Below are 16,561 nucleotides of genomic sequence, written 5' to 3'. Positions count from 1 at the left end.
TTTAACGTGACAAATAACGGGTCATATCTTCAAGACCCTTCAAGGTCATTGGAAACATGTGATTTTCAAAAATTTCTTTAATCCAGCTAATGGTCTGGGTATAGTGCCAGTAACCTTCCATCTCAGGGTTCAACCAAGCAGTTTTGTCAAAGTGCTGACGCAAACGTCTTAGCCATACTTCACCCGACTCTTCATTCATATATTCCACTGAACCACCCGCAGACTTTAACTCATACGGTGCCATACTGGCATCACCGACCACAATGACCCGATAATCACGGCCATAGGTATGAAACAGATCCCATGTATTCATACGGGTTGAACTACGGCGATGGTTATCCTTCCACACATGATCATACAGACAATTATGAAAATAAAAGTATTCGAGGGTTTTAAACTCGGATTTGGCCGCACTAAATAGTTTTTCGCATTCAGCAATATAAGCATCCATTGAGCCGCCAACATCAAACAGCATCAACACTTTAATGCGATTACGACGTTCTGGAACCAGTTGTACATCCAAAATGCCTTGTTTTGCTGTCTCACGAATGGTGCCATCGACATCCAGCTCTTCTGCCGCACCTTGACGTGCAAACTTACGCAAACGACGCAAGGCAATTTGCATCTGACGGGTTCCCAAAACCTGATCATCATCCAGATTTTGGTATTTACGTTGTTCCCAAACTTTAACCGCCGAACGTTTACGCCCTGGCCCACCAATACGAACACCTTCTGGATGATCACCAAAAGCGCCGAATGGCGAGGTTCCTCCGGTACCAATCATGCGATTGCCACCCTGATGTTTTTTATGCTGTTCACGTAAGCGTTCTTCCAGCATTTTCATCAGCTCTTCGAGAGAACCTGCCTTTTGTAGCTCAGCACGTTGTTCAGGCGTAAGATGTTTTTCTAATAGTTCAAGGTCAAACCAGTCTTTCGGTAACTTGTGAACCTGTTTCAGCAGCTCATCCAACTCAAAAGTTTCGATACCATCAAAATAATCTTTCATGGCACGATCGAACTTATCAAAAAAACGCTCATCTTTGACTAAAACAGTTTTAGCCAATTGATAAAACTGTTCCTGATCTGCAAACACAAGACCTGAAGCGACCGCCTGATTAAGATCAATGAGCTCACGTGTTGTTACAGGCACGCCATATTTGCGTAAGGTGTAAAACAGTCGCACAAACATTTTTAAACACTCTTAGCGGCGTGACATAAAGGCTAAACGTTCAAGCAATTGCACATCTTGTTCATTTTTAATCAAAGCACCATACAATGGTGGGATCGCTTTTGATTTATCGTGATTGCGCAATACATCTTCTGGCATATCATCGGCCATCAACAGGCTTAACCAGTCTATCAACTCTGATGTTGAAGGTGGTTTCTTCAAATTAGGGATTTCACGTAATTTAAAGAACACCTGCAATGCTTCACTGACCAAGGTATTTGAAATATTCGGGAAATGTACTGCAATGATGTCACGCATGGTTGCATCATCTGGGAATTCAATATAATGGAAGAAACAACGACGCAAGAATGCATCTGGCAGTTCCTTCTCATTATTCGAGGTAATAATCACGATTGGGCGTTGTGTTGCAGTAATAGTCTCGCCTGTCTCATAAACATAAAACGACATTTTATCGAGTTCATGCAATAAGTCGTTTGGAAACTCAATATCCGCCTTGTCGATTTCATCAATCAACAGTACACAACGTTCTTCACTGGTAAATGCTTCCCACAATTTACCCGGTTTAATATAGTTTTTAATGTCGTAGACACGATCATCACCTAACTGGCTGTCACGCAAGCGTGATACTGCATCATATTCATACAGACCTTGCTGGGCTTTAGTGGTTGACTTGATATGCCAAGTAATCAGCTTCAAACCTAAACTTTCAGCCACTTGCTCTGCAAGTAATGTTTTACCTGTACCGGGCTCACCTTTTACCAATAATGGTTTCTGCAAAGCGCGGGCAGCTTTCACTGCAAGCTTTAAGCTATCAGTTGCAATATATTGATCTGTACCATTGAAGTGTTGTGTATCAGCAGACATTTAAAAACCTTATTTTTCTGTATTTAACGTTGTATCTAAACTGAACGTGCAGTTTTATTTGCAGTATATTTCGACCAGCAGAAACCGATCAATAAACCCGTACCAATGACAAATAAAATCAATGATAAGTTTGACCAGATTAAGACATGCTCTTTAGTAAGTACACCAAAAAGCAAACCAAAAATCGCTGGTGCTAAGGCCGAGTTTGGACCTTCTGAAATAGTTGGTGTTGCAAGAACGGCAAAAGCCACAATCCAGAGGATGCCACCAATTGGATTCGGTAGGCGTGACATCAAACGATACCAGCACCACAATGCAATTAATGCCCCTGTAACATAAACAATGATCGCAACATTTTCTTCAGGAAACTGATCCAGTACTGAAAGAATATTCGACCAAATCGCTGTTAAAGTCTCAAGCACCGCGTAAGCCCTCAGGTTCTACCGCGTTTGGATTGATTAACCCTTCTGGTGGCATCTGAATAAAAAAGCCCTTGGTATTTAGGGAGTCTAAAACATGTAAAACGTTAGCACGTGCAAGTTTACGCTCATTATGAAGTTCTAAATGCATCACAAAAGTAGCTTTGCCGAATGCTTGTAAAACTGTTTCTGGAACACCTTCAAATGGGTTTTCTTGTTCCTTGTCATCAGGATAATTTGGACGAGCAATGTACATATACATTTCATCTTTTTTGCTCGATCTATAAATATCGCAGTGCATATTGACTCACATCTATTAACAATCAGACACAGCATACATGAAAATAAAAATGGATACATTAAGGATTGTTAACGCTAGAGTCGTCTTTTTTCCAGATTCACAATACAACCTATTTCAGAGTATTCGCGCAGAGTGTCATAATCAAGCCATGATTTTTCAATGGCACAGCTATGCAACAAAACAAATATGATGATCCACACTTCTTTACTGAATACTCAAAAATGCCTCGCTCAGTGCATGGCCTAAATGCTGCTGGTGAGTGGTCCACATTTAAAACACATATGCCCCAGTTAAAGAATAAAAAGGTTTTAGACTTAGGTTGTGGCTATGGCTGGCATTGTCAGTTTGCTGCTGAACAAGGTGCTCGTTCAGTGATCGGAATTGATTTATCCATTAAAATGCTTGAAAAAGCACGTCTGTTAACATCAGCCCAAAACGTGGATTATCAACATACCGCAATTGAGGACTTTGCAGCAGATACAGCGAGCTTTGACGTCATAATCAGTTCTCTTGCTTTGCACTACATCGAAGATATTAAGCCTGTGTTTGCCAAGGCTGCATCCTTATTAACGTCTCAAGGCGAACTGTACTATTCGGTTGAGCATCCTATTTTCACAGCCTGTGAGCAACAAGATTGGTACTATGATGCAGAGCAACAGCCGATGCACTGGCCTGTTGACCACTATTTCGCACAAGGCAAAAGAGAAACCCATTTTTTAGATGCAAAAGTTGTGAAATATCACAGAACGCTTGAAACCTATATTACAGCCTTATTAACTGCAGGTTTTGAAATTACAGCAGTGATTGAACCAACACCACCTAAAGAAATGGTTGAAAGGCTAAGTTGGCAGAATGAATTAAGACGCCCCATGATGCTCATCATCAAAGCCAAAAAAAAGAGCTAATTACTTAGCTCTTTGATTTTCTAACGTGCAATTTTCATTTGCATCGCTAAATATTCAATATCTTCTTTTAACAACGCAATCAAAGGTTGTGTCAGAATGTCATAACGCCATCCCATTAAATAAGACGGTAAAGATTGCTCATCTAAATGAAAGACCACATGTTCATAAATGGCATTCATCCATTTCTTACGCAATAACACTTCTTTCGGAATACCAGTTTGTAAAACCACGCTTTCAATCAAAGCATCAATTTTAGGTGCAACTTCTTTGGAATTACTCTTGATTGGTTTTACCATACGTAATGGCCATTCTTCCTCTGGTGGTAAGAACTTGAGTAAATCCAAAATGGTCTTTCCGTGTTCGCGTACAATGTGTGGGCGAATATCTTTAATCCGTGCCAACTGAAAATTATTGCGCGGATTCTTTTCCACCAAATCAATCATAGTAGAGTTTCTCAAAATAAAACTACGTGGCTGATTCAGTGCCTTGGTAATCTGCTCTCGCCAAATGCTGAGTTGTTGCAACTGCATCAGCTCACGGCGCGAATGTCGATAATTACCGATATCGGTATACAATTCCGCTAGTGGTGTTTCCATCGCAATCTCTTTGGTGAGATTTTGACAATCTTCCAATACGTATTGATACAGCCCTTTTGCTTTCAGATCTGTTTTCAGTGCATCTGCAAGTTTGCTTAAATAGATGACATCATTTGCCGCATAGCACATCTGCTCTTGTGTCAAAGGTCTCGCAAGCCAGTCTGAACGGGTCTGATCTTTTTCAATCTCAATATTCAAACAGGTTTTAAGCGCGTTTTGATAACTAACTTGAAGCCCATGTCCGAGAAATGCCAACGCAATTTGCGTATCGAACACATTATTGAGTGGTTTTTGATCGGCATAATGATAGATCAGATCAATATCTTCACCACAGGCATGAAAAATATTCTGTTGAGCCGCGAAAATCTTTGGCCAAAAATGACTGAGATCTAATGCTGCACCATCAAGTAATAGAATTTGACCATTTAAATTGATTTGGCAAACACCAAGTTTAGGGTATAAGGTATCAACCTTAATAAACTCGGTATCAAGGGCGTAGACAGAACACTGTTCCATCTGTTTGAGGAGAACAGCTAAATCTTGTTGCTGTTGGATAAACTGAAACATGTGTGCTCAAATAAAATAATAAAGAACCATGTGCAATAAAACTGCCAAATGTCAGTCATTGCTCAACTGAAAAATACAAAAAATTAATTGGTATTCCACATACACGACATGAAATCACTCCTCTACCCATTTTATCAAAAAACGAAAATCCTTTTCGCTTGATAATAGTGCCACAAATCACAATAAATTGATCTACGATAATGTTAGACAAAATGTAAAATTTAATTATTTGTTTAAATTAACAGCATGAATTTAATATAAATATAAAAAAATGCGAATGAAGCCTATTATTTCATTCGCATACGGTTATGTACAGCCTGACTTAAGGTATGGCTATCGACATATTCCAGCTCACCGCCTTGAGGTACGCCTTGTGCAATACGGGTCATATGAATCGGCAAATGTTTAGTGGCTTCAACCAAATAATGTGCTGTCGCTTGCCCTTCTACGGTAGCATTGGTTGCCAAAATCACCTCTTGAATCTGCCCTGCACTGAGACGTTGAATCAGATAAGGAATACCAATCTCTTCTGGACCAATTCCATCTAGTGGCGATAAATGTCCACCAAGAACATGATATTTTCCGCGAAAACTACCACTCTGTTCAATCGCCATTACATCAGCAGGAGATTCAACCACACACAATAGTTGCTCATCACGTTCTGCTGAAGCACATATATCACATATTTCATTTTCGGTGAGCGAGTGGCAGATACGACACTCATGAATATGGCTCGACGCTTCATGTAGGGCATGTGACAAAGCAAATGCACCTTCACGATTTTTCATTAATAAATGCAATGCCATACGCTGTGCTGATTTCGGACCAACACTTGGTAATATACGTAATGCTTGAACTAATTGTTCAAATCGTTCACTAAACACAAATCAACTCTCATAATCTCCCCTAACCCCTCTTTATTAAAGAGGGGTACTCCTCCCTTTATTAAAGGGAGGCTGGGAGGGATTTAAAATAAACCAGATAAGCCTGGTGGTAAGCCCATACCTGAATTTGCACCTTGTAATTTCTCTTCAGAAATTGCTTCAGCTTGACGAGCTGCATCATTCATTGCCGCAGCAATCAAATCTTCAATCATGTCAGCTTCGTCTTGTAACAAGTCTGGGCTAATTTCGATACGCTTCACTACATTGCGGCAAGTCATGGTCACTTTAACTAAACCACCGCCTGCTTCAGCGTGAACTTCAGTATTTGCAAGCTCTTCTTTGGCTTTTTTAAGATTTGATTCCATATCTTTTTGCATGCGCTGAGCTTGCTGCATGAGCATATTAATGTTCATAAGTCTCTCTCGTTAAATTAAATCTAAACCGCGTGATATGTCGCGAATAATATCATCAATGTCTTCTAAACCAACAGACACACGAATCAAACCTTCTTCAATTCCTGCAGCTTGTTTAGCTTCAGCCGACATTCTACCATGTGAGGTCGTTGCTGGATGTGTAATTGTTGACTTAACGTCACCCAAATTACTGGTAATTGATAAGAAACGTGTATTATCGATCACCGTCCAAGCGCCTTCACGTTGACCTTTCACGACAAAAGATACAACACCGCCAAAGCCTTTTTGCTGTTTTTTCGCAAGCGCATGGCCTGGATGATCAGGTAGACCTGCGTAATACACTTTTTCAACTTTTTCGTGCTGATGTAACCATTCCGCCAATTTTTGAGCACTTTCACAATGGGCTTTCATACGAATGCTAAGGGTCTCTAAGCCTTTCAAGAAAATCCATGCATTAAATGGACTCATCGAATTACCTAAAGTACGGATCACACCATTTACTTCCTCAAGCAAATCATATTTTCCGACAACAGCACCACCCAAGGCACGACCTTGGCCATCAATATATTTGGTTGCTGAATAAAGTACTAAATCTGCACCAAACTTAATCGGCTGTTGCAATACCGGTGTACAGAAACAGTTATCCACCGCAAATAGCGCCCCATTGGCATGGGCAATATCGGCAATCGCCTGCATATCACCCACTTGGGCCAATGGATTAGATGGTGTTTCGATAAATAAAATACGTGTATTTGGACGAATGGCTTGTTTCCAGCCTTCTAGATCACCCAAATCCACAAAGGTCACTTCGACTGCAAATTTTGCAACGTATTTTTCAAATAAGGCAATGATTGAACCAAATACTGCACGAGAGCAAATCACATGGTCGCCAGCTTTTAAATAGGCCATACACATGGCATGTACCGCTGCCATACCTGAACTGGTTGCAACCGCACGTTCTGCACCATCCAATACAGCCAAGCGTTTTTCAAATGCTTGTACAGTCGGATTGGTATAACGTGAATAAGTATTCCCTGCGATTTGTCCTGAAAATTTTGCTGCAGCATCAGCCGCACTTTCACACACAAATGATGAGGTTAGGAAAATTGGTTCACTATGCTCACCTTCAGAGGTCCGATCATGCCCTGTGCGAATTGCCAGTGTTTCTAATTGGTATTCTAAATCATCGCTTGGATTCATCGTTCTGTATGCCTTATGATCATAATGTCGAAATGTGCCAATATTTTGAGCGCCTAAGGTATTTAAGGTCAAGGCGTAAGATGAAATTATCGCTTAGACTTCGTGCAATCTTGACTCATGATGAGACTTTCTAAGATGAAATCGCTTGTGGAACAGCAAAAAATAAATTTTAAACATCTAGCTATGCGTGTCTTCGATGCAGACAAACTGGTTTTGTCTCAATCTACGCCGTATCAAGTGATTGCTCAATTTAAACAGACCTGTGTCCGTTTCTACGCATCAGAGAACAAACGCTATAAAGAACCATTGGTATTTGTTGCACCTTTGGCCATTAATATGGATATCTATGATTTATATCCTTATCGTTCATTGGTAAAGCATTTTCAAGAAAGTGGTTTTGATGTCTATCTGATTGACTGGGGCAAGCTTACGTATAAAAACTATCAGGTTAACTTTCTATCTTTTATTGATAAGTTTATTCCAAAATGCATAGAAGCTATTCAGCAACATTCTACATCTGAAAAAATTTCGCTGCATGGTTGGAGTATGGCTGGAATATTCGTGACGCTTTATACCGCACGTCATCAGCCGAGTATCGTGAAAAATCTGGTGGTCTTAGGCAGCCCAATCGACAGCTATGCTTCGGGTTATATTGGCAAGCTATACAAAACTTTGGCTTATCTGACTAGCCGTAATCCGACCATTAAAGACTATATTTATAACCGTTTACCGAAATTAATGATTCATTCACCTGGCTTCCTAAACTCGCTTGGATTCAAACTATTAGATCCGAAAGGCTGGATTGATGGCAATATCCAGTTATTGAAAAACTTGGATAATCTAAAGCTGGTACAAGAAGATGCAACGCTTAGTCATTTCTTAAATAATATGATTGATTACCCCGGTGGTGTAAATCAAGACATGCTGTTTAATGTCTGGCTACAAAATCCGTTAAAAAATGGTGCAATTCAACTCAAGAACAAGACCATCGAGCTGAAAAATATTAATTGTTCTCTATTCGTCGGCGCAGGAAAAGGTGATCAGCTCGTGACTGCTGAGTCTGCATTTCCGCTGACCCAGTTGACAAGTAGCCAAGATGTCACGTTTACTCTTATCCCTGGTGGGCACTTAGGTTTAATGTCCAGTCAAAACAGTTCAATCGAGTTCTGGCCAACATTGACAACATGGTTAGCCGAACGGTCGACACATATAAAAAGGTAAGCTATGACTCAATCTGTTGCATTTATTGGTTTAGGCGCTATGGGCTATCGTATGGCGGCGCATTTGCCTAAATATTTCGAGAAGGTCTATGTCTGGAATCGAAATTTTAGTAAAGCTGAACAGCATGCAACAGAATATGGGACTACAGCAGTTGAACTTGCACAAGCGGTTCAGGCTGATATTATCTTTTCATGCCTACCCACCAGTGATGATGTTGAGAAACTCATTGAAGATGTTTCAATTAAATCAGGTGCCATCTGGATTGACTGTACCAGTGGTGTACCCGAGACAGCTCGCCGTTTGGCAGAGAAACTCAAAGCACAAAATATCGATTTTCTAGACGCACCTGTGAGTGGTCAAACTGTTGGCGCTGAGAATGCAACCTTAACTGTGATGGTTGGCGGGGATGTTAATGCCTTTGAACGTGCTTATCCAGCAATGGCAGCAGTCGGTAAATTGATTCAACATGTGGGTGAATCTGGCGCTGGTTTTGCGGTAAAAGCCATTAATAATATGTTGCTTGCTGTGAATTTATGGTCTGTTGCTGAAGGCTTTAGTACTTTAAAAGCACATGGTGTCAACCTTGATGCAGCGCTGAACTGTATCAATGCATCGAGTGGTAAAAGTCTGGTCACAGAAACGATTTTTCCGCAGCGTGTTCTTAGCCGTGAGTTCCCTGTAACTTTTGGACTTCCATTACTTGCAAAAGATACAGGTATCGCTCTTGATTTAGTCAAGGATGCAAAACTTCCTGCACCTATCCTGTCTTTAACGCAAAGCTTGATTCAGGCAGCGAATTTAACCGCTGAAGCAGATAGTGACTTCTCCTCAGCCGTGATAATGTATGAATCGTGGACTAAAATTACGCTGAAATAAGCAAGTTCTCGTGTAAAAATTCTTTTGCCAATATGAAAGCCACTCTATTGAGTGGTTTTTTAATATATCGGGCCTTATTTATATTAGTCTTTATATCAATCAGCATAAAAATCCACTTCATTCACTGATCCACAAATCCTAACTTCATCACCCAATGACCATTCTGCTGCTCTGGCTGCCATAGCAGCAGGTACACCCTCCGATCCCGGCCCTGCGGGTACATCATACGTCGCATGCGCATCATGCGCTAACAACACATCATAACCTAGTGCAATTGCTTCACGCGCAGTCGCAGCCACACACATTTCGGACAGTACACCGCATATTACTAAAGACTTAACTTTTAGTTCGTCCAGAATTTTCTGGAGTGATGTTCCATCAAAACCATTGTCCTCATATTTTCGTACGACAAACTCATTTGACAGCGGAGGAAAAAATAATGCCCAACCTGTTTGAAATGGCTCATCTATAGCTCCTTCATCTCCATCATTTTGCAGAAAAATCACTGGCGCGTGGGCAGATCTTGCTTTAGCAAGTAAAATACTGATGGATACAATCAACTGTTCTGATTCGGGTACAGCATCTATACCTGACACAAAAGCATTTTGTACATCCACGACAATCAATGCATCGACCACATGAATTTTGGTTGAAATAGCGATCTCCTTATGCTTCGAATGCAATTTAACATATTGGTTTTAATTATTTATTATTTTCATCTATTTTGAAAACTCTCCAGTTTAAGACTAAAAATACCCAATTTTATGTACTCTTTTTAGTCCCTTTCTGCTCTATAACGAATCCATATTTGAGTTAAGTTTCCCTAGTGTAGAAAAATAGAAAACAACATAGAACCACCTGCAATCAAAAGCATCGCATCAAGCATAAAATTAAAGGTTCGATCTGACATTTTCAATACAAAGGTTTTACCAATATAATTACCAATGATTAAAGAGGTGCCCACTGCAACCCCTGCAATTAAGATATTTTGCTGTAAAACACCTAGTACCCCAAAAGTTAGACTTTTTGTCAGGTAAATTGCGAAGGAAGCTGCTGCTTCGGTTGCTAAAAGCCCACCTTTTATTAAGCCAAAACCATTAAAAATTGGCAGCAATAAAGGTCCTGTAGAAAACACGATCCCCGTAATGTATCCGAGCACCCCTCCAGCAACCACCATTTGCCAAGCATTCAAAGTAAAATTACGATGCTTTGCATAATGCCGCATCGGAATAAGACATAAGAAAAATAGACCAATACATAGATTAGAAAGAAATGGAGACATGACCCAAAGTGTATTTGCCCCAAATACAGTTGCTGGAATACCTAGACTGATAAATAATAAGAAAACTTTAATATTTAATTCGTTACGCCACATCACAACACGAGAAATATTTCCCATAATAGAAGCAATTGCCATAATTGGTACTGCAAGCTTCGCCCCAAAAATATACGCTAAAATAGGCAATAAAATGATCGATGATCCTGTACCGACAATGCCGCTAATCAAGCCCGAAAGAACGCCAATCAAGGCAAGTGCAACATAGATCATAGGATAAAACACAAAGATAATAGTCTCGATTCTATAATACTTTAGCTGTTGAATTAAACTACGTTGCAAGCCGCAAAAGTGCTCCCTGTACTCATTAGACTCACAATAGTCCCTAACACGATCTTTTTCATTTATTAACTTATTTTTATAATTGAACAAACAGTATACATTCTTAATTAAATAAGTGATTAAAAACAGATAAATGGACGTAATTCGAATTAACATTATGAGGAAAAGACCAATAAAAACCCATGCCTAAGCATGGGTTGACCTTACAGACTGTGAAACTATACCGTCCCTACATATCGATAAATAGTACCATCTTTGGGATTTTCAAAAAGTAAATCGATATTGGGTAAAAGGATTTCACCCTCAACTTCAATATGTTCAATACGCTTAAACAAGGGAATTTCTTGATCATTGGCAACTTTTACTTTAGCTGTCGCGATCTTTTCGGCCTCAAATTGATCCTTTACTTTAATTTTTATATTGTTCATAAAAAACTCCTCTTTTTAAATTTTAAATACAGCAGCAAAACGAAAATTTAGAACGATGAAATTGCTGAATAAGCCAGCGGCATCGCAAAGAAAGTTAAAACAAATGCTGCTGAGCGTTGTAAATTGCGTTGATTCAGCCAAGAGATTTTGTTTGAAATTAAAATAGATCCAAATGCAATCCATAAAAAAGCAATCGGAGTAATTAAAGCCAGGAATACACCCATATGAACAACGTATTCATGTAGGTTAAGCCAAGCAGTATGTGGAAAAATGGCTGAAGCGAATAATAAAGCTTTAGGGTTCAGTAAAGTCGCTACAAATAAAGCCTTAGACGTAATCAAAGGTTGGCTCAAATCCAGTTCTTTTGTAGACGTAAGCCACAATTTAACTGCCAAATAGATAATAAAAGTTGCACTGAGTAGTTTGATTAGCGGTGGTAACCAAGGCACATAATGTGAAACAGACTCAAGTAAAAAGCCCCATGTTGTAATGGCTATGAAATAACCAACCACCTCCGCAGGGATCAATTTCAATGAACGTTTAATGCCTGTCTGGATTCCCGACGAAGCCAATAATGTATTCGTTGGACCAGGTGTTAGTAAGATCGTAATGATCAAACCAATAAACATAAATGACACCATAGACAAATACCTTTGCTAAGTTTCGCAAACGCAATATGGCAAAATAAATCAGCAGTTGTCGACAAAATGGTTGTAACGAAAAATATTACGCCTATTTTTTTATATCTAAAATCAAAGTATTACCGTTTAATCTGTTTAATTAATAATTTAAGATATCTTTTTCAAGTTTGTGATAAAAGTCACATTTACCCAATAATTCCATGTAGATAGACATCATTTCAGTTCATTTAATAAGATGATGGTGGATCAAAACCCATCGCTAAAATTTAAGTAAAAGATTCACACCAACATCAATTCTAAAAGTGAAAATAATGATTAACTGCTTTTCTATTTTTATACTTTAACAGGTTGTTAAAAGAGTATTATTTACGAAAGCTGAAGTTCCAGTTACAGACTCAAGTATACAAGCTTTTGTTTTTTCTATATAACAAGAATTCAACCTTAAAAATGAGCAAAACTGATGAAGTCTGTCAGACTTTTATACGTAAGCAAAATTAAGAATATTGACTCAAACTTAAAAACAGATTTGATTAAGATCCTCGATGAGGCTGTAGATTTTAATTATCGTCACGATGTCAGAGGTGTTTTATATTATGGTCACGGCTATTTTGTACAATGTTTAGAAGGTCAAAAGAACATCGTTGATGATTTATTTTATAACAAAATTGTGAAAGATGAACGACATATCAATTGCGAAATTCTCTATTACACTGAATGCGAGAATCAATTTTTTTCACAATGGTCGATGAAGTTCTCACCTGTTAATCAGAACATTTCAGATTTTTTCATGAAGTACCATTTAGAAGAATTTAATCCTTATCTGTTAACAGCCGAAACTGTCGAGAAATTTGTTTCTGTTTTGGCTGGAGAGCCTGAATATGATGTAAAAGCTTATGTTTCGTAATGAATGAGCTTTTTATTCATGATAATGATCTAAAAAGGTATCTGTCTTAAAGGTACCTTTTTACCAACTGGAATAAAATTTAACAAAAAGAAATTGAACTAACTGCTTAACAGTGCTTATATATCTAACGAAGAGGACGACCTCTTTATTCAAATTTCAAGCTTTAGGACGACCTAAAATATTAATAAAATGAGGTGTCGAAATGGCTTGGGCTTATCTAATTTTAGCTGGTATTTTTGAAATTGTATGGGCATATTCCATGAAAATGTCCGACGGTTTTACCAAGCTTACGCCTAGCATCATTACGATTGTTTTTATGATTTTAAGCTTCGGTCTATTAGCCGTTGCGATGAAAACACTCCCTTTGGGCACTGCCTATACGATTTGGGTGGGAATTGGCGCTGTCGGTGCATTTCTGATTGGGATTTTCTTCTTACATGAACCCATGGGATTTTTACGCCTTTTAGCAGCAGCATCCATCATATTCGGTGTAGTACTGATGAAAGTGACTACAAACTAATTCTGAATAAGTGAAATGTTTATCCCCCTAATTAAAAGACCATCTGCATAGATGGTCTTTTATACTCAATAATAAGCAAAATTATTTGGTCGCTAGAAATAGTACAGCATTTTGTCTACTATTGTTTTCAGCTGCAGCATAGAATGCCCTATTGGTTTTATTATAGTAGATAATTCCGCTTACGGCCTGACCTGCCATATAACATTGAGAATATCCAAATAATAAATCCAATTTAAAATACGCAGCACCAGGAATGGTTGTTGCCTTACCAGTAAAGGTACAGCCACTTATTCCACGTCCAGAAATCTCACCATTACTCGCGATTGAAACAGTTGCTTTTTCTACACCCTGTACAATTGCCGAAGTACCATTATAAGTACCAACGATATCAGATAGCTTCGCTGAAGATTCGCTCAAGCTTGCATCATACGTAGTATTAAAAGTGACTTGATTCATTCCCGAATAAGCGATCGTTCCATTTAGACTTTTTTTAGTTTCAGCATTGGCCATAATTGAGGTATTAGAACTGGTTGCTCCAGCAAAATAGTAGTCTTTACCATTGGTCGTTTGTGCTACTTTACCTGTCACTTTTAAATCGCCACTCATAAAACCTGAGACTACGTTCTGATATGGTGGTGTATATAAAAACCAAAATTTATTGTTCTTTTCAATAATTCCAGTAACACTTTGGCCCTGATTCGTCGAACCAGAATAAACACCTTGGATTTCAGCATTATGAGAACCGCCATTACCATTATTATCTTTATCTATTGGTACGTAAGTGGAGTCACTACCACCACCGCACCCAGTCAAACTCAACCCTAAAAACCCTATAAATACCAATTTTTTCATGAATTTACCACTTGTTATAAATTAGGGCTTTCTTATAGCAAATTGATCATCCTTTGTCACATATAAAAATAAAAAACTACCGATATATATGTGGAATTTAGCTGGTATTTTTCATCTATTGTACACAATTAAAAAGCCCACTCTAATGAGTGGGCTTCCCCTTAATTCTTTTGCGCTGAACGAAGGTTATTGTTGTTTAGTTATTATCAAACAACAGGCTAAATATAGATAAAAGTGTGACATGAATCAACAAAATTATGCCCATTTTGATAAAATTTTAAAGCTCAGCTACACAATAGGCCTACAGGTCATACAAATTAGAACGTAGAACAAAGCTTTATTTGTTCTTGCTGAATAAGCGATCAAGAACAATTACCATGTCAGGAAGCTTGGTTCTCAAGAGATGACTGATTCATACAGTACTTATATTTCTCTTGTTTGTTTTCAATTCCAACGGTATGAATACACGAACAAAAGTGCAGGACATCGTTATGCTTAATGCGTTCAGGTACATCAACCCCATAGCACTGAGTATCAATCTCACTGAGTCTAGGCGCCATAATCCACTGACCTGAATAAAAGGGATAGCCTAACCCAGCAACTACAATGATGATCAGTATAAAAATCGGAAAGTTGTTTTTAATGTTTTTAGCATCTTATTTGATTCGTCGTGGGTTTTTATTAAAATTATATAAATTTCAAATGATTATAAATATATTTTAAATTACTCGCAATCAAATAAACAAAAATTTCCTTCTGTGTAAGTATTCGCTCTAATGGTCTTACAGGATTAAGCATTTCTTGGCCTATCTTATTTTCTAGCGGCTTTCCCCTCAAAGGCTGAAGCGTTAATCAATAAGTATTCAAGTTGATTTAGATAAGTCCATAGTCAATCGAACTCTATGATCCCAAACAACGTTGATATTTGGGATTGTTAATTCCGAAACTCGACAAAATACAGTCCATAGCACCATTTACAATTTAATTTGTTAAAATGCATATGAGTGACTGTAAGGCATAAATAAATGTTAAAAAAGAGCAAAATAGCGTAAAACCAAATCAGATAATACAAAAGAAAATCACTTATAATTATTTGTTTTATATAAAATTATAAAAAAGTATTTGATATATAAGGTTTTTCAATATTATATGGATGAATTATGGAGTAAAATTACACTCCTACCATACAGTTTCATTGAAATTTCATTAATAAACCTTATATTGGTATATACGTAGCGATCAAATGCCCTATATCTACAGCTTTGATTTATACTTTTTTAATTAGAGGAACGCCTCATGAATAAGTTAATGGTTGCAGTTTTTGCTGGCTTAATGACCCTAACTGGTTTTAGTGCACAAGCTGCAACACCAGAACAAGAATGTAAAAAGTTACAGGATGACTATAACCTGATCTATGCTTCTAAAGGATTCTGTTTCAAAGATGCAGATGCTAAGGCAAAGTTTGGTAATGAAAATTGCCATACCACAAAGCCAAAGTTTTCTGACAAAGAGCAACAACGTCTTGATGAAATCAAAGCACGTCAAAAAGAGCTTAATTGCAAATAAAGAAAGCTCTCTGAAGTATTAAGCTTCCCTATTCACTCTCTTCCAAGAGAGTGAAATTGTCAGTTGTTAAAGAATACGCTCCATTTAAAGGATGAATTATGGCATACGATGACCAAAATATTTTTGCACGAATCCTTCGTGGTGAACTACCTGCAATCAAAATTTATGAAGATGATCAGGTACTCGCATTTATGGATATCATGCCCCAAGCAGATGGTCATGCTTTAGTGATTCCAAAAACGCCTGCTGTTACTTTACTCGATTTACCTGCTGATGCAGCGGCGTATACCATCCAAATCGTGCAGAAGATTGCTCAGGCAATGGAAACAGCTTTAGATGCAAAAGGTATTGTTCTCATGCAACTTTCAGGTGCAGCGGCTGGACAAACAGTTCCTCATGTACATTTTCATTTGATCCCAAGCTCAGTTCATGAACTTGGTCGTCATGCAGCAAAAATGGGCGATCAAGAGAAAATTCAGGCGCTTGCTGAAAAGATCAAAGCCGCACTTTAAGTCATGCTTTGAACAAAACAACGGAGTAATGACTCCGTTTTTATTTTTATAATTACATAAAAATAACAAGAAATATATTTATTAC

Annotated in this window: 21 protein-coding genes; 7 read left to right on the top strand and 14 right to left on the bottom strand. The window is 38.2% G+C overall.

From position 1 onward, the window contains the following. Position 1 precedes the first annotated feature (1 nt). Genes NQU59_RS12720 through NQU59_RS12705 form a run of 4 tightly spaced genes read right to left on the bottom strand, consistent with a single transcriptional unit; the run spans position 2 to position 2,773 of the window. On the bottom strand, positions 2–1,189 hold the full coding sequence (locus NQU59_RS12720) for a vWA domain-containing protein (RefSeq protein ID WP_005241475.1): 1,188 nt from the start codon (positions 1,187–1,189) through the stop codon (positions 2–4). 12 nt (positions 1,190–1,201) lie between these two features. Then, positions 1,202–2,053: an AAA family ATPase gene (locus NQU59_RS12715; protein WP_257063683.1), complete on the bottom strand. Its 852-nt coding sequence runs from the start codon at positions 2,051–2,053 to the stop codon at positions 1,202–1,204. A 35-nt stretch (positions 2,054–2,088) separates the two neighbouring features. Continuing rightward, a complete protein-coding gene (locus tag NQU59_RS12710; protein WP_257063682.1) occupies positions 2,089–2,475 on the bottom strand; it encodes a hypothetical protein in 387 nt (128 codons plus the stop codon). After that, positions 2,468–2,773 (bottom strand): YcgL domain-containing protein, encoded by a 306-nt coding sequence (locus NQU59_RS12705; protein ID WP_004653415.1) that lies wholly within the window; start codon positions 2,771–2,773, stop codon positions 2,468–2,470. Before NQU59_RS12705 ends, NQU59_RS12710 begins: the two co-directional genes overlap by 8 nt. Before the next feature lie 170 nt (positions 2,774–2,943). Here NQU59_RS12705 and NQU59_RS12700 point away from each other — a divergent pair, with 170 nt between their 5' ends. Next, on the top strand, positions 2,944–3,678 hold the full coding sequence (locus tag NQU59_RS12700) for a class I SAM-dependent methyltransferase (RefSeq protein ID WP_005241469.1): 735 nt from the start codon (positions 2,944–2,946) through the stop codon (positions 3,676–3,678). A 20-nt stretch (positions 3,679–3,698) separates the two neighbouring features. Here NQU59_RS12700 and NQU59_RS12695 read toward each other — a convergent pair whose 3' ends face one another. The 4 genes from NQU59_RS12695 to NQU59_RS12680 all read right to left on the bottom strand — a co-directional run bounded on the left by NQU59_RS12695 (position 3,699) and on the right by NQU59_RS12680 (position 7,338). Further along, a complete protein-coding gene (locus tag NQU59_RS12695) occupies positions 3,699–4,841 on the bottom strand; it encodes a ribonuclease D (protein ID WP_151837777.1) in 1,143 nt (380 codons plus the stop codon). A gap of 287 nt (positions 4,842–5,128) precedes the next feature. Next, positions 5,129–5,725: a recombination mediator RecR gene (gene recR / locus NQU59_RS12690; RefSeq protein WP_005241464.1), complete on the bottom strand. Its 597-nt coding sequence runs from the start codon at positions 5,723–5,725 to the stop codon at positions 5,129–5,131. Positions 5,726–5,808: 83 nt separating this feature from the next. Next, positions 5,809–6,138, bottom strand: a complete 330-nt coding sequence (locus tag NQU59_RS12685) for a YbaB/EbfC family nucleoid-associated protein (RefSeq protein ID WP_004662103.1) — start codon at positions 6,136–6,138, stop codon at positions 5,809–5,811. Between the two features lie 12 nt (positions 6,139–6,150). Next, complete coding sequence (locus NQU59_RS12680; protein ID WP_005241461.1) at positions 6,151–7,338, bottom strand: O-succinylhomoserine sulfhydrylase; 1,188 nt, start codon at positions 7,336–7,338, stop codon at positions 6,151–6,153. A gap of 135 nt (positions 7,339–7,473) precedes the next feature. Here NQU59_RS12680 and NQU59_RS12675 point away from each other — a divergent pair, with 135 nt between their 5' ends. Both NQU59_RS12675 and NQU59_RS12670 read left to right on the top strand, forming a co-directional pair. Beyond that, on the top strand, positions 7,474–8,559 hold the full coding sequence (locus NQU59_RS12675) for an alpha/beta fold hydrolase (protein ID WP_257063679.1): 1,086 nt from the start codon (positions 7,474–7,476) through the stop codon (positions 8,557–8,559). A gap of 3 nt (positions 8,560–8,562) precedes the next feature. Then, on the top strand, positions 8,563–9,435 hold the full coding sequence (locus NQU59_RS12670) for an NAD(P)-dependent oxidoreductase (RefSeq protein WP_257063678.1): 873 nt from the start codon (positions 8,563–8,565) through the stop codon (positions 9,433–9,435). A 95-nt stretch (positions 9,436–9,530) separates the two neighbouring features. Here the strand turns inward: NQU59_RS12670 and NQU59_RS12665 are convergent, their stop codons facing one another. From NQU59_RS12665 to NQU59_RS12650, 4 genes are all read right to left on the bottom strand, one after another. Then, positions 9,531–10,118, bottom strand: coding sequence for an isochorismatase family protein (locus tag NQU59_RS12665; protein ID WP_043969936.1), 588 nt, complete (start codon positions 10,116–10,118; stop codon positions 9,531–9,533). A gap of 140 nt (positions 10,119–10,258) precedes the next feature. After that, complete coding sequence (locus NQU59_RS12660) at positions 10,259–10,984, bottom strand: sulfite exporter TauE/SafE family protein (RefSeq protein WP_257063677.1); 726 nt, start codon at positions 10,982–10,984, stop codon at positions 10,259–10,261. Positions 10,985–11,271: 287 nt separating this feature from the next. Beyond that, entirely contained in the window at positions 11,272–11,481 is a 210-nt protein-coding gene (locus NQU59_RS12655) for a hypothetical protein (RefSeq protein ID WP_005241455.1), read from the bottom strand. A gap of 47 nt (positions 11,482–11,528) precedes the next feature. Then, positions 11,529–12,122 (bottom strand): LysE family translocator, encoded by a 594-nt coding sequence (locus tag NQU59_RS12650; RefSeq protein WP_257063676.1) that lies wholly within the window; start codon positions 12,120–12,122, stop codon positions 11,529–11,531. Positions 12,123–12,582: 460 nt separating this feature from the next. Here NQU59_RS12650 and NQU59_RS12645 point away from each other — a divergent pair, with 460 nt between their 5' ends. Both NQU59_RS12645 and NQU59_RS12640 read left to right on the top strand, forming a co-directional pair. After that, entirely contained in the window at positions 12,583–13,026 is a 444-nt protein-coding gene (locus NQU59_RS12645) for a BLUF domain-containing protein (protein ID WP_043969934.1), read from the top strand. A gap of 202 nt (positions 13,027–13,228) precedes the next feature. Further along, entirely contained in the window at positions 13,229–13,546 is a 318-nt protein-coding gene (locus NQU59_RS12640) for a DMT family transporter (protein WP_005270556.1), read from the top strand. 81 nt (positions 13,547–13,627) lie between these two features. Here NQU59_RS12640 and NQU59_RS12635 read toward each other — a convergent pair whose 3' ends face one another. Both NQU59_RS12635 and NQU59_RS18785 read right to left on the bottom strand, forming a co-directional pair. Beyond that, positions 13,628–14,398 carry a hypothetical protein gene (locus tag NQU59_RS12635; RefSeq protein WP_257063675.1) on the bottom strand — a complete coding sequence of 257 codons (771 nt, stop codon included), beginning with the start codon at positions 14,396–14,398 and terminating at the stop codon, positions 13,628–13,630. Between the two features lie 380 nt (positions 14,399–14,778). Further along, entirely contained in the window at positions 14,779–15,042 is a 264-nt protein-coding gene (locus NQU59_RS18785; protein WP_306436587.1) for a hypothetical protein, read from the bottom strand. A 652-nt stretch (positions 15,043–15,694) separates the two neighbouring features. On the opposite strand from NQU59_RS18785, the gene NQU59_RS12630 reads away from it, so the two are divergent. After that, positions 15,695–15,964, top strand: a complete 270-nt coding sequence (locus tag NQU59_RS12630; RefSeq protein ID WP_005241443.1) for a YARHG domain-containing protein — start codon at positions 15,695–15,697, stop codon at positions 15,962–15,964. A gap of 98 nt (positions 15,965–16,062) precedes the next feature. Next, entirely contained in the window at positions 16,063–16,476 is a 414-nt protein-coding gene (locus tag NQU59_RS12625) for an HIT family protein (protein ID WP_005241441.1), read from the top strand. Positions 16,477–16,561 lie beyond the last annotated feature (85 nt).

This window comes from Acinetobacter colistiniresistens, from assembly GCF_024582815.1.
In the GTDB taxonomy this organism is placed as follows: domain Bacteria; phylum Pseudomonadota; class Gammaproteobacteria; order Pseudomonadales; family Moraxellaceae; genus Acinetobacter.
This window is presented reverse-complemented; position numbering and strand designations above follow the sequence as displayed.

Excerpts from the sequence above, each read along its gene's own strand:
- NQU59_RS12670 (WP_257063678.1), top strand. The coding sequence starts at position 8,563 with ATGACTCAATCTGTTGCATTTATTGGTTTAGGCGCTATGGGCTATCGT.
- NQU59_RS12720 (WP_005241475.1), bottom strand. The coding sequence starts at position 1,189 with ATGTTTGTGCGACTGTTTTACACCTTACGCAAATATGGCGTGCCTGTA.
- NQU59_RS12685 (WP_004662103.1), bottom strand. The coding sequence starts at position 6,138 with ATGAACATTAATATGCTCATGCAGCAAGCTCAGCGCATGCAAAAAGAT.
- NQU59_RS12645 (WP_043969934.1), top strand. The coding sequence starts at position 12,583 with ATGAAGTCTGTCAGACTTTTATACGTAAGCAAAATTAAGAATATTGAC.
- NQU59_RS12640 (WP_005270556.1), top strand. The coding sequence starts at position 13,229 with ATGGCTTGGGCTTATCTAATTTTAGCTGGTATTTTTGAAATTGTATGG.
- NQU59_RS12660 (WP_257063677.1), bottom strand. The coding sequence starts at position 10,984 with ATGATCTATGTTGCACTTGCCTTGATTGGCGTTCTTTCGGGCTTGATT.
- NQU59_RS12695 (WP_151837777.1), bottom strand. The coding sequence starts at position 4,841 with ATGTTTCAGTTTATCCAACAGCAACAAGATTTAGCTGTTCTCCTCAAA.
- NQU59_RS12700 (WP_005241469.1), top strand. The coding sequence starts at position 2,944 with ATGCAACAAAACAAATATGATGATCCACACTTCTTTACTGAATACTCA.
- NQU59_RS12625 (WP_005241441.1), top strand. The coding sequence starts at position 16,063 with ATGGCATACGATGACCAAAATATTTTTGCACGAATCCTTCGTGGTGAA.
- NQU59_RS12630 (WP_005241443.1), top strand. The coding sequence starts at position 15,695 with ATGAATAAGTTAATGGTTGCAGTTTTTGCTGGCTTAATGACCCTAACT.
- NQU59_RS12650 (WP_257063676.1), bottom strand. The coding sequence starts at position 12,122 with ATGGTGTCATTTATGTTTATTGGTTTGATCATTACGATCTTACTAACA.
- NQU59_RS12680 (WP_005241461.1), bottom strand. The coding sequence starts at position 7,338 with ATGAATCCAAGCGATGATTTAGAATACCAATTAGAAACACTGGCAATT.
- NQU59_RS12705 (WP_004653415.1), bottom strand. The coding sequence starts at position 2,773 with ATGCACTGCGATATTTATAGATCGAGCAAAAAAGATGAAATGTATATG.
- NQU59_RS12675 (WP_257063679.1), top strand. The coding sequence starts at position 7,474 with ATGAAATCGCTTGTGGAACAGCAAAAAATAAATTTTAAACATCTAGCT.
- NQU59_RS12635 (WP_257063675.1), bottom strand. The coding sequence starts at position 14,398 with ATGAAAAAATTGGTATTTATAGGGTTTTTAGGGTTGAGTTTGACTGGG.
- NQU59_RS12655 (WP_005241455.1), bottom strand. The coding sequence starts at position 11,481 with ATGAACAATATAAAAATTAAAGTAAAGGATCAATTTGAGGCCGAAAAG.
- NQU59_RS12715 (WP_257063683.1), bottom strand. The coding sequence starts at position 2,053 with ATGTCTGCTGATACACAACACTTCAATGGTACAGATCAATATATTGCA.